Here is an 11,236-nt window from a genome sequence, read left to right on the forward strand (position 1 = left end):
GCAGTTCTCTCATCAACAGGAAACGAGCTGGATACCACCATGCCCCCCGCCCCCCCTCCACCCGAATCGAGCGCGCACGACAGCGCAGGCAGTTCGCTTTCCAACAACCTCGCGCGCGGTCGCACCCACCTGGGCAACGAGCGAACCCACCTGGCCTACCTGCGCACGACCGTGTCGCTGATCGGGTTCGGCATCACCATCAACCGGTTCAGCACCTACCTGATCCAGAACGACCAGGCGCCCAAAGGCGGCCGACTGATGCTGCACGACGCCAGCAACGCCGGCTTCGGCATGGTGCTGCTGGGCCTGGCACTGCTGGTCTGGTCACTGGTGCGCTACCGACTGGTGACCCGGGACATCGAACGCGGTGTGATCGACCCCAGGCACCGCGCCACCACTGCCTTTACCATCGGCCTGCTGCTGCTCGGTGGGTGGACGGCGGTTTGGCTGTTCACCAGTTGAGGGGCGCTCGATGAAGTACCTGGCTCTGTGGGTCGTCGGGACGCTTCAGCTTTGCGGCTGCGCCAGCATCGGGCCGTCATCGATCCCCCGTGACCGTATGTCCTATTCCACGGTCATGGGGGAATCGTGGAAGGAGCAGACCCTGCTGAACATCGTCCGCCTGCGCTACGTGGACGCACCGGTATTCCTTGATGTTTCCTCGGTAATCAGTTCCTACACCCTGGAAGGCCAGGTGGACCTGCGCGGCAACTTCGCCGGTGGCGGCGCGCCCAACAGCCAGTCGCTGGGCGGCTATGGCCGGTACACGGACAAGCCCACGATCTCCTACACCCCGTTGAGCGGCGAGCGCTTCAGCAAGAGTCTGCTCCAGCCCATTCCCCCGGTGGCGGTGTTCTCGATGATCCAGGCCGGTTACCCGGCCGACTTCATCCTGCGTGCCACGGTGCGGGGCATGAACGGTCGCTACAACCGGGCCACGGGGGTCAATCTCAGGCCCGCCGATGCCGGCTTCGAACAACTGGCCGCCGCCATGCGCCGCATCCAGCAGTCGCAGGCGCTGGGCATGCGCATCGAGCGCCGCGAAGGCCAGGACGTGACCCTGTTGTTCTTCAAGGGCAGCGCCGAGCCCGGCCTGCACCGGGACATCGACACGCTGATGCAGCTGCTGGACCTGGAGCCACCGCTGGATGAGATCAACCTCACCTACGGCGCAGTACCGCGCAACCGGCAGGAACTGGCGGTACAGACGCGGTCGATGCTGGAAATCCTGATCGAGTTCGCCGACGGCATCGATGTGCCTGCCGAGCACATCAGCTCGGGGCGCACCTACCCGGGCACCCTGCAGCGGCTTTCAGAGGTGGGCGACAACACACCACTGGCCGCGATCCATGCCGGTCCCCAGCGCCCGGACCAGGCCTATGCCGAGGTGCGCTACAAGGACACCTGGTACTGGATCGAGGACACCGACGTCCGTTCGAAGCGGGCTTTCAGCTTCATGATGATGTTCTTCTCCCTGGCAGAAACCGGCACGACACCTCAGATGCCGGTCATCACCGTGGGCGCCAACTGAGTGACGGGCGCACCGCCCCGTCAGCGGGGATAGAGCAACGTGACAGTAAACCGAACGCCCCAGTCCGGCCCGCCACGCGGGCCATCCAGGTAGGCGCGAACGCCGCCCTGGTAGCTGATCATCTGGCTGCCCAGCTTGCTGACCTTGGAGTACTGGATGTTGAGCGGCACCGTCCACTGGCTGGCCTTCCAGTCGTAGGTGGACTCGATGTTGAACGCCAGCGTGCGACCGCCCGGGAAAGCCTTGGCCAGGAACGGCTGGACGAAGGTGTTGCTGATGTCGCGCCGGCGCGAGCCGCTGCCGGCGATGTCCGAAATGTGGTTCACCAACGCGCCCACGGTCCAGCTCTTGTCCTGCTTGAGCACCACGAAGGTGGGCCCGGCGTCCCAGGTGTCGGCGCCCAGGTCATCGGTGCCGGTGGGCAGCAACAGGGCCGGCCCGATGCCCCAGACGATGCCGGACGGGCCGGTTTCCTTCGGCGAGAAGAAGAAACTCTGGGTGATGTCGCCGATTCCGGCCTGGTCGGTACCGGGAATCACGTCCTTCTGGTACGCCACCGGCAGGATGGTGCGGGAGATGACATTCCATTCTTCGGAAATGGCAAACGGTGCCACCGGCTGGATGTTGAGCGTATGGCGGTAACCGCCGTTGGCGTATCCGTCATCGTAGTTGTACTGCAGCGGGACGCTGATCAGCGCCGCAACAGGATTGGACAGCTTCTTCGCCAATGCGTCGGCATCCTGCGCCTGTACTGGCTGGCACCGTCCTGCCAGCGCTGCGGCCATGAACAGCGCAACCGTCAGGTGACGCCGGCGCAGTGGGCGGGATTGAGGTGAAACATGCATGGCAAAGCCCTAGGAAGACGTGGGTAGCCCCACCGAGCGCTGGAGATCGAGCATCGGGTCCTGGGGCACGTGGATGCCGCCGGTACTGGGCATGTCCAGGTCCAGGACCAGCCCCACGGCCAGCGAGAACAGCAGCAGCAACAACGTTGTGGAAGTGCGCTGGCGCACCCGCTCGTAGCCGAGCAACCCTGCCGCGAAGAGGGCGAACAGGAACAGCATCCGCAGGATGCGGTGCGGGATGTGGTCCTGCCGGGCCGCGAAGCGTTCGCCGGCCAGATCGATGGATTCATTGGTGGTGGTGACCACCAGGCTGGCACGCGGGGTATCCCGGAAGGGAGCGGTGGCCGCCATCACCGCGGCCCAGAGCTCAGCCTGCAGCGCGGTGGTGCGTGCGTACTCGTCGATCTCCTGCTGTGCCGTCTTTGCGTTGGCGAAATCCACCCGTGCGTCGATGTAGCGGCGCAGCACGGCGCGCACCCGTTCGGCATCGGCGGTGTCCAGCAGGTCCGCACGCAGCCACGTGGTGCCCAACGCATTGGCTTCGTGCAGTACCAGCGACCTGCGCTCGTCGTAACGGCCCAGTGCGAGCGAGAAGGTGAAACCGATCAGCAGGGCCAGCAGGCCCAATACCGTATTGGTCGAAAAGGAATCGCCTTCGCCGGTGTCGTCGGCGGTGGCTACCGGCTTCTGCGCCTTGCGCCGGTTGTTGCGGGTACGCAGGAAGGCGCCCAGTTCCCGGGCTGCAATCAGCGCGACGAAGAAGATCACGGTGAGCAACCACAACGGCATGTTCGATCACCAGCGGGCACGAGGGATGCTTTCGAGGATGGCCGATGGCCCCCCGATCCGCTTCGGTACTTCTACCGCCCCCCGCCCAGTGATTGATGCATGCCGGCACTGGCACCGGCTCCCCGCCCCCACTATCGTAGGCGCCTTTCCTGCCCGGCTCCGCGCACAGATGCACTCTGCCCTTGCCCACCCCGCCGCCTGCGAGAACTGCAGCACCCCGCTGCAGGGCGATTTCTGCCATGAGTGCGGCCAGTCCGCACACAGCCCGGTACGCAGTTTCGGGCACGCGGTGGAAGAGGTGTTCGAATCGTTCTGGCACCTGGACGGGCGCATCTTCCGCACCCTGCATCAGCTGCTGCTGCCCGGCCGGCTGGCGGCCGCCTACCTTGCCGGGCACCGCACCCGCTATATCCCGCCGATCCGGCTGTTCGTGATCCTCAGCGTGCTGACCTTCTTCGTGGCGCGGTTGGCGGTGCACGTGGATGCGGGTGCCCTGGTAAGCCAGACTCCCCGCCCGCCGGAAGTGCCGGGTGCGTTCCGTGATGCCACCACCAACGACGAGGTGCAGCAGGTCCGCCGTGCGCTGCTGGCACCGTTGCAGCAATCGCGCGAGGCAATGCCCGAGTCCCTTCGTGCGCCGATCGACAGCGCCATTGCCAAGGTGGACAGGCAGGCCGCCAAGCGCGAGCGCGAACTGAAGGAGCACCCGCCGGTCGCGTCCGCGCCCAAGCCCGCCGCCACAAAGCCGTTCACGGTGCAGGACATGGCGACACAGAAGTCAGACCCGGTCGATATCAGTTTCCTGCCCGGGTTCGCCAACCGCTGGCTGACCGGCCAGGCCGAGATCATCCGCAAGAACCTGCCGCGCATCAGCGAACGGCCGCAGCTGCTGGTCAACGCGTTCTTCGGCTCGGTGCCTTCGGCGCTGTTCGTGCTGGTGCCGTTGTTCGCGGTGCTGCTGAAGGTGTTCTACCTGGGCAGCGGCCGGCTCTACCTGGAGCACCTGGTGGTGGCGTTGTACAGCCACGCGTTCCTGTGCGTGGCGCTGCTGGGCATCCTGCTGCTGTCGATGCTGGGCGGGCAGATGGCCACCGTGCCTGGCGCGGGGGTTGTCATAGGCCTGCTGATCACGGCGCTGCTGCTTTGGATGCCGCTGTATCTCTGGCTGATGCAACGGCGGGTATACGCACAATCCCGGCTGGTGACCACGCTCAAGTTCGTCGCGCTGGGATGGCTGTACTTCACCGTGGTCACCACCGCGACCGTCATTCTTGCCATCGCCAGCCTTGCCCGGGTCTGAGCCGGGCTAAGTAGTTTTACCCAGCCTGCCTGCACCTATTTCGGTGGAGTGCGGAGGAGCGCGCCGTCATGCTCTCCCCATCCCGTGCTGCAGGAGGCGAATGACATGGCCATGCCCCGTAACCAGGCTCGATCACCGTTCTTTGCCGGTCTCCGGCTGGGCGCCCTGTTGATCAGCGTGTGCGCGCTGGCTGCCTGCGGCAAGCGCGAACCCGACAGTGCCGCGCCCACCCCTGATCCTGCCACGGCGGCGCAGCCCACTGCCCCGGCGGCGGCTGATGCCACCCGCACCAGCGAGCTGCGCGCCACCGCCAAGGACGCCTACATCTGGGGCTACCCGATCGTGGAAGGCTACAAATCCATGTACCAGCAGGCCGTGGATGCCAAGGGGGCGAACTTCCACGCCGGCTTCAACCAGATCGGCAACGTCGCCCAGGTGGCCACCCCTAAAGACACCTCGATAATCACGCCCAACTCGGACACGCCGTACTCGTTCCTGTGGATGGACCTGCGCGCCGAGCCGGTGGTGATCAGCGTGCCGGCGATCGATGCCAAGCGCTACTTCTCGGTGCAGCTGATCGACCTGTACACCTACAACTTCGCCTACATCAACCGCGCCGCGACCGACGGCAAGGCCAGCGTGTTCATGGTCGCCGGGCCGGACTGGAAGGGCGAAACGCCCAAGGGCGTGCGCCAGGTGTTCCGTGCCGAAACCCAGCTGGCCTATGGTCTGTTCCGCACCCAGTTGATTTCGCCGTCGGACCTGGACAACGTCAAGCGCCTGCAGGCGCAGTACAAGGTGCAGCCGCTGAGCGCATTCCTGGGCACGCCGGCACCGCCGCCCGCCCCCGCGATCACGTTCCCGCCGTATGACCCGGAGCAGGCCAATGGCCTGGGCTTCTTCTCCTACCTCAACTTCCTGCTGCAGTTCGCGCCCACCGTGGACAGCGAAGCCGCGCTTCGCCAGCGGTTCGCGGGAATCGGCATCGAAGCGGGCAAGCCCTTCGATCCGGCAGCGCTCGCGCCGGCAGACCGTGAAGCGATGACCGCAGGCATCGCCGACGCCAACCAGGCGCTGGAGCAGTTCGTCGCCACTGAAATAAACACCGAGAAGGTCTCCAGTGCGGATATGTTCGGCACGCGCGCGGCGTTGAAGGACAACTACCTGTACCGCTTCGCCGGGGCCAAGCTGGGCATCTACGGCAACTCTGCTTCAGAGGCCGATTACCAGAGCTACTTTGTCGATGCCACGGGCAAGCCCGCCGACGCCAGCCAGCACGACTACGTGCTGCGCTTCGCCAAGGACCAGCTGCCGCCGACCAACGCGTTCTGGTCGGTCACCCTGTACGACGGCAAGAGCAAACTGCTGGTGGACAACCCGCTGGACCGCTACCTGATCAACTCGGCCATGCTGCCCAAGCTAAAGCGCGATGCCGATGGTGGCCTGACCCTGTACATCCAGCAGGCGTCGCCCGGCAAGGACAAGGAATCGAACTGGCTGCCGGCGCCGGCAGGCCCGTTCTACCTGATCCTGCGCAACTACAGCCCGGGCCAGGCCGTGTTGGACCACAGCTGGCAGAAACCGGCACTGACGCCGGTTGAGCGCAAGACCGACTAGGTCCCAGTCAGTGCAATGGCAGGCATGGTCCGGTTGGCGTGCCGCCACCCGGCCGACTGCTGCAGCTGCTGCACCATGTGGCCAAGGAACGCGCGGACCCGGGGTGCGACCTGTTTGCCGGGTGCGTAGACCGCACTCAGCGGCGAGGTCGCCAGCGCGCAGTTGGGCAGCACTTCCTTCAAGCGACCGGCGTCGAGGTCATCGGCCACGTCCCAGATCGACTTGCGGGCGATGCCGGCGCCCTGCACCGCCAGGATCTGCGCCGCTTCGCCATCGTCGCAGAGCGTGCTGGCGTCCAGCGGGAACGCGATGGTGCCGCCGGGCTGCGCGAACACCCATTGAGAGACCGGCGGACTGCCCGAGGCGATCAGATCGTGGCCGTGCAGGTCGTCGATGCTCAGCGGCATACCGCGCCGGCGCAGGTACTCGGGGGATGCACACAGAATGCGGCGGTTCGGCGCCAGCTCACGCGCCACCAGCCGTGAATCGTCCAGCGCGCCATAGCGCAGCGCCAGCTCCACGCCTTCGCCCACCAGGTCGACCAGCTCATCGCGCAGTGACAGGTGCACCCGCACCCCGGGATGCGCCTGCTGGAAGCTGCGCACCGCCGGCACCACATGACGGCGCCCGAATCCGTTGGGCGCGGTGAGCTTGAGCACGCCGGCCACCACGTCCTGGCGCTGCTCCAGCGCCGCCTCGGCCGCTTCCACCGCATCCAGCACGCGGCGGCAGTGCAGGTGGAACAGGTTGCCCTCATCGGTGAGCGAGGCGCGCCGCGTACTGCGGTTCAACAGCCGCACCTGCACGCGCCGCTCCAGGGCGGTGAGGCGCTTGCTGACCACGGCGAGCGAGATGCCCAGGTCGCGGGCGGCGGCGGACAGGCTGCCGCCATGCACGATGCGGTCGAAGGTGCGCAGCTCGTTGAGGTCGTCGATCACGCCGATGTTTCCAGTTTGGCAAGAGTTCCTTTCCCATATTGCCATTACGGAAACAGTCGCACATCCACACAATGGTCGCATTCATGCCAGCCGCGGAAGGGCAGGCCGCATTCGGCAAGCACGCTGCCGCGACAGGATTCGCGCCATGCTGAGCCCCAGCCACCCGCCAGGTAGCCACACAATGAAAGATGATGCCGACCAGAACCGGCCGACGCTGACCCGTCGCCGCTTCTTCCAGGGTCTTACCCTGCTTCCCGTAGCCGCCGCCCTGCCCGGCTGCGCCCCCGGCACCCCCACCGAGAGCGGCACCCCGGCTACCGCGGCCGCCAAGGACTACACCCCCGAATTCTTCAACGCGGCCGAATGGGCGTTCATCACGGCCGCCTGCGACCGCTTGATCCCCTCCGACGAAACCGGCCCCGGCGCGGTGGAATCGGGTGTGCCCGAGTTCCTCGACCGCCACATGCAGACCCCCTACGCAGCCGGCGCCATCTGGTACATGCAGGGCCCCTTCCTGGAAGCACCCAGCGAGTTCGGCTACCAGGGCAAGCTGGCCCTGCGTGACATCCTGAAAGTGGGCATCGATGCGTTCGATGCGCACTGCCGCAGCCAGTTCGATGGCAAGACCTTCGCCCAGCTGAGCCACGAACAGCAGGAAACCCTGCTCAAGGCGGCCGAGGGCGGCAAGCTGGAGCTGGAGGCGATCTCCAGCAAGCTGTTCTTCTCCAACCTGCTGGGCGAAGTAAAGAACGGCTACTTCGCCGATCCCAAGTACGGCGCCAACAAGGATATGGCGGCCTGGAAGATGATCGGCTACCCGGGCATGCGCGCGGACTACATAGACTGGATCGGCGTGCGCAACAAGGCCTATCCCCTGCCGCCGGTGGATCTGGCCGGGCGGAGGGGCTGAGCCATGGCAATCACGAAACCCAAAGTGGATGCGGTCATCGTCGGCATGGGCTGGACCGGGGCGATCCTGGCCAAGGAGCTCACCGATGCCGGCCTGCACGTGGTGGCGCTGGAACGCGGCGGCGACCGCGATACCCAGCCCGATTTCGCTTACCCGAAGGTGGTGGACGAGCTGGAAGGCTCGGTGCACCGCAAGTACCTGCAGAGCTTGAACCAGGAAACGGTGACGGTGCGGCACGCGCTGGCCGATACCGCCGTGCCCTACCGGCAGATGGGCTCGTTCAAGCCGGGCACCGGCGTGGGCGGCGCGGGCAGCCACTGGTCCGGCGCACATTTCCGGCCGCTGCCGGAAGACCTGATCCTGCGCACCAACGTGGAAGAACGCTACGGCAAGAATTTCATTCCGGCAGACATGACCATCCAGGATTTCCCGGTCACCTATGCCGAACTCGAGCCGCACCTGAACATGTTCGAGCTGGTGTGCGGCACCTCCGGCAAGGCGGGTGTGATCAACGGCGTGGTGCAGGAAGGCGGCAATCCCTTCGAGGGCTCGCGCTCGGGCGAGTACCCGCTCGGCCCGAATCCGAACTACCTGGGCGGCGAGCAGTTCTACAAGGCGGCCAAGGAAATGGGCTGGCACCCCTACCCGATTCCGGCCTCGAACGCGTCCGGCCCGTATGTGAACCCGTACGGCTGCCAGCTGGGCCCGTGCAACGCCTGCGGCTTCTGCAGCGATTACGGCTGCCTCAACTACTCCAAGGCCAGCCCCAACGCCTGCATCCTGCCAGTGCTGCGCCAGCGCCCGAAATTCGAGCTGCGCACGCATTCGCAGGTGCTGCGGGTGAACCTGGACAGCACCAAGGCCAAGGCCACCGGCGTGACCTACTTGGATGCGCAGGGCCGTGAAGTGGACCAGCCGGCCGACATGGTGCTGCTGTGCGCGTTCCAGCTCTACAACGTGCACCTGATGCTGGTCTCCGGCATCGGTGAAGCCTACGACCCGCAGACCAACACCGGCACCGTGGGGCGCAACTACTCCTACCAGAACCTCAACCGGGTGGTGCTGTTCTTCGACAAGGACGTGCAGGCCAACGGCTTCATCGGCATCGGTGGCGCCGGCACCACCATGGACGACCTCAACGGCAACCAGCTGGACAACGCCAAGGCCGGCTTCGTCGGTGGCGGCCTGGTCTGGGCGCGCCAGCCCGGCGCCGGCCCGGTGCGCGGCATCAACGTGCCCTCGGGCACGCCCAACTGGGGCGCGGCATGGAAGAAGGCGGCCGCCGACAACTTCCGCCACAACTTCTATTACGAGGTGCAGGGTGCGTGCATGTCCTACCGGCAGCACTACCTGAGCCTGGATCCGACCTACAAGGACTCCTTCGGGCGCCCGCTGCTGCGCATGACCTTCGATTGGCACCCCAACGAGATCAAGGCCTCCCAGTTCTTCGTGGACCAGGCCATGCAGATGAGCCGCACGCTCAATCCGCTGTCGATGAGTGGTGATGCCAAGAAGAACGGCGAGCACTACAACATCACCAAGTACCAGAGCACGCACACCTGCGGCGGCGCGATCATGGGCGCAGACCCGAAGACCTCGGCATTGAACCGCTACCTGCAGAGCTGGGACGTGCCGAACGTGTTCGTGATCGGCGCCAACGCCTTCCCGCAGAACAACGGCTACAACCCCACCGGCCTGGTCGGCGGGCTGGCCTACTGGGCCGCCAAGGCGATCCGCGAGAAGTACCTGCCCGATCCGGGCCCACTGGTCCAGGCTTGAGGAGGCGCGCATGAAAAAGCTTCTTCTCTGGATCGTGGCGGTCGGCCTGGTGGTGCTGCTGGCAGCCCTGGCCTATGCGTTCATTCCCACCAAGACCCGCGTCCTGGCTGACGGCCCTGCCGCCGATGCGGCGCTGATCGAGCGCGGGCGCTATCTGGCCGCAGCCGGCGACTGCACCGCCTGCCACACCAAGCCGGGCGGCAAGCCGTTTGCCGGCGGGCTGCCGGTCGCCTCGCCGCTGGGCAACATCTACAGCACCAACATCACCCCGGACAAGGAAACCGGCATCGGCGCGTATTCGCTGGACGACTTCGACCGCGCGGTGCGGCACGGCATCGCCCCCGACGGCCGCACGCTGTACCCGGCCATGCCGTATCCCTCCTACGCGCGCATCACCGATGACGATGTGCGGGCACTGCACGCGTACTTCCTGCACGGCGATATCGCGCCGGTGCATCAGGAAAACCGGGGCGTGGACATCACCTGGCCATTGTCGATGCGCTGGCCGCTGGCGATCTGGCGCAAGACCTTCGCGCCGGACGCGGACGCGGTGGCATTCGACCCGGGCCACTACAGCGACCCGCAGCTGGCACGCGGTGCCTACCTGGTGCAGGGCCTGGGCCACTGCGGCAGCTGCCACACCCCGCGTGGCTTCGCGCTGCAGGAGAAGGCACTGGACGAATCCGGGGCTGCCTATCTGTCGGGCGGCCAGGTGATCGACGGCTGGAACGCGGTGAACCTGCGCGGCAACGCGGCCGATGGCCTGGGCCGCTGGTCCGAGCAGGACATCGTGGACACCCTGCGTACCGCCCGCAACGCGCACAGCGCGGTGGTGGGCACGCCGATGGCCGACGTGGTCCGGCACAGCACGCAGAAGCTCACCGACGACGACCTGAAGGCCATCGCGGTGTACCTCAAGCAGCTGCCGGCCAGTGCGCATGATCCATCGGCCTACGCCGCCAGCGATGCCACTGCCCGCAAGCTGCAGACCGGCATCAACGACAGCCGCGGTGCCGAGCTGTTCGTCGACAACTGCGCCGCCTGCCATCGCACCGATGCCAAGGGCTACACCAACGTGTTCCCGGCCATCGCCGGCAACCCGACGGTGCTGGCCGACGACCCGACCTCGGTGATCCGCCTGTTGCTGGCCGGCAGCGAGCTGCCCTCCACCGCCCTGCGCCCCTCCAACCTGGGCATGCCCGGGTTCGCCGAGCGCCTGTCGGATACCGAGATCGCGCAGCTGGCCACCTTCATCCGCCAGGACTTCGGCAACAACGCGGGCGCGGTAACGGCCGACCAGGCCAAAAAGGTCCGCCAGCACCTGCAGGACGAGGCCAAGGCGGCCAAGGCCGCGCACGACCCGACCGCCGCCCGGGGTGGCGAGGATGCTGAATGACGGGGCTGTTCAGGCCCCGCCAGCATGAAAGCCCCGGATCGGGGAGAATAGCGGCCCGCTGAACCTGCGGCCCCGGGGCCCCCCCCCGGGCGCCCCGCGGCCCGGCACGACCGCGGCCACCGGGACGCGGT

General features: G+C 66.5%; 10 protein-coding genes. 7 read left to right on the forward strand and 3 right to left on the reverse strand.

Annotation, left to right across the window (positions count from 1 at the left end; translation table 11 throughout):
• Positions 1–39 precede the first annotated feature (39 nt).
• Both QMX79_RS17585 and QMX79_RS17590 read left to right on the forward strand, forming a co-directional pair.
• Positions 40–462 carry a DUF202 domain-containing protein gene (locus tag QMX79_RS17585; RefSeq protein WP_282247902.1) on the forward strand — a complete coding sequence of 141 codons (423 nt, stop codon included), beginning with the start codon at positions 40–42 and terminating at the stop codon, positions 460–462.
• Positions 463–559: 97 nt separating this feature from the next.
• Complete coding sequence (locus QMX79_RS17590; protein WP_282247904.1) at positions 560–1,531, forward strand: hypothetical protein; 972 nt, start codon at positions 560–562, stop codon at positions 1,529–1,531.
• Between the two features lie 20 nt (positions 1,532–1,551).
• Here QMX79_RS17590 and QMX79_RS17595 read toward each other — a convergent pair whose 3' ends face one another.
• Together QMX79_RS17595 and QMX79_RS17600 are read right to left on the reverse strand one after the other, a co-directional pair.
• Complete coding sequence (locus QMX79_RS17595; protein WP_282247905.1) at positions 1,552–2,316, reverse strand: transporter; 765 nt, start codon at positions 2,314–2,316, stop codon at positions 1,552–1,554.
• A gap of 69 nt (positions 2,317–2,385) precedes the next feature.
• Entirely contained in the window at positions 2,386–3,165 is a 780-nt protein-coding gene (locus QMX79_RS17600) for a hypothetical protein (protein WP_282247906.1), read from the reverse strand.
• A gap of 169 nt (positions 3,166–3,334) precedes the next feature.
• On the opposite strand from QMX79_RS17600, the gene QMX79_RS17605 reads away from it, so the two are divergent.
• Together QMX79_RS17605 and QMX79_RS17610 are read left to right on the forward strand one after the other, a co-directional pair.
• Positions 3,335–4,465, forward strand: coding sequence for a DUF3667 domain-containing protein (locus QMX79_RS17605; protein WP_282247907.1), 1,131 nt, complete (start codon positions 3,335–3,337; stop codon positions 4,463–4,465).
• 105 nt (positions 4,466–4,570) lie between these two features.
• Positions 4,571–6,082, forward strand: coding sequence for a DUF1254 domain-containing protein (locus tag QMX79_RS17610; RefSeq protein WP_282247908.1), 1,512 nt, complete (start codon positions 4,571–4,573; stop codon positions 6,080–6,082).
• Here QMX79_RS17610 and QMX79_RS17615 read toward each other — a convergent pair.
• Entirely contained in the window at positions 6,079–7,020 is a 942-nt protein-coding gene (locus QMX79_RS17615; RefSeq protein WP_282247909.1) for a LysR family transcriptional regulator, read from the reverse strand. The genes QMX79_RS17610 and QMX79_RS17615 overlap by 4 nt on opposite strands.
• Positions 7,021–7,201: 181 nt before the next feature.
• On the opposite strand from QMX79_RS17615, the gene QMX79_RS17620 reads away from it, so the two are divergent.
• The 3 genes from QMX79_RS17620 to QMX79_RS17630 are packed head-to-tail and all read left to right on the forward strand — an operon-like array spanning position 7,202 to position 11,105.
• A complete protein-coding gene (locus QMX79_RS17620) occupies positions 7,202–7,930 on the forward strand; it encodes a gluconate 2-dehydrogenase subunit 3 family protein (protein ID WP_282247910.1) in 729 nt (242 codons plus the stop codon).
• A gap of 3 nt (positions 7,931–7,933) precedes the next feature.
• The gene (locus QMX79_RS17625) at positions 7,934–9,709 is read left to right on the forward strand and encodes a GMC family oxidoreductase (protein ID WP_282247912.1); all 1,776 of its coding nucleotides are present in this window, start codon (positions 7,934–7,936) and stop codon (positions 9,707–9,709) included.
• 10 nt (positions 9,710–9,719) lie between these two features.
• Positions 9,720–11,105 (forward strand): c-type cytochrome, encoded by a 1,386-nt coding sequence (locus tag QMX79_RS17630; protein WP_282247914.1) that lies wholly within the window; start codon positions 9,720–9,722, stop codon positions 11,103–11,105.
• Positions 11,106–11,236 lie beyond the last annotated feature (131 nt).

This window comes from Stenotrophomonas sp. PS02300 (assembly GCF_029959395.1).
Lineage (GTDB): Bacteria > Pseudomonadota > Gammaproteobacteria > Xanthomonadales > Xanthomonadaceae > Stenotrophomonas > Stenotrophomonas maltophilia_AD.

Excerpts from the sequence above, each read along its gene's own strand:
- QMX79_RS17625 (WP_282247912.1), top strand. The coding sequence starts at position 7,934 with ATGGCAATCACGAAACCCAAAGTGGATGCGGTCATCGTCGGCATGGGC.
- QMX79_RS17595 (WP_282247905.1), bottom strand. The coding sequence starts at position 2,316 with ATGGCCGCAGCGCTGGCAGGACGGTGCCAGCCAGTACAGGCGCAGGAT.
- QMX79_RS17620 (WP_282247910.1), top strand. The coding sequence starts at position 7,202 with ATGAAAGATGATGCCGACCAGAACCGGCCGACGCTGACCCGTCGCCGC.
- QMX79_RS17590 (WP_282247904.1), top strand. The coding sequence starts at position 560 with ATGTCCTATTCCACGGTCATGGGGGAATCGTGGAAGGAGCAGACCCTG.
- QMX79_RS17605 (WP_282247907.1), top strand. The coding sequence starts at position 3,335 with ATGCACTCTGCCCTTGCCCACCCCGCCGCCTGCGAGAACTGCAGCACC.
- QMX79_RS17600 (WP_282247906.1), bottom strand. The coding sequence starts at position 3,165 with ATGCCGTTGTGGTTGCTCACCGTGATCTTCTTCGTCGCGCTGATTGCA.
- QMX79_RS17610 (WP_282247908.1), top strand. The coding sequence starts at position 4,571 with ATGGCCATGCCCCGTAACCAGGCTCGATCACCGTTCTTTGCCGGTCTC.
- QMX79_RS17585 (WP_282247902.1), top strand. The coding sequence starts at position 40 with ATGCCCCCCGCCCCCCCTCCACCCGAATCGAGCGCGCACGACAGCGCA.
- QMX79_RS17630 (WP_282247914.1), top strand. The coding sequence starts at position 9,720 with ATGAAAAAGCTTCTTCTCTGGATCGTGGCGGTCGGCCTGGTGGTGCTG.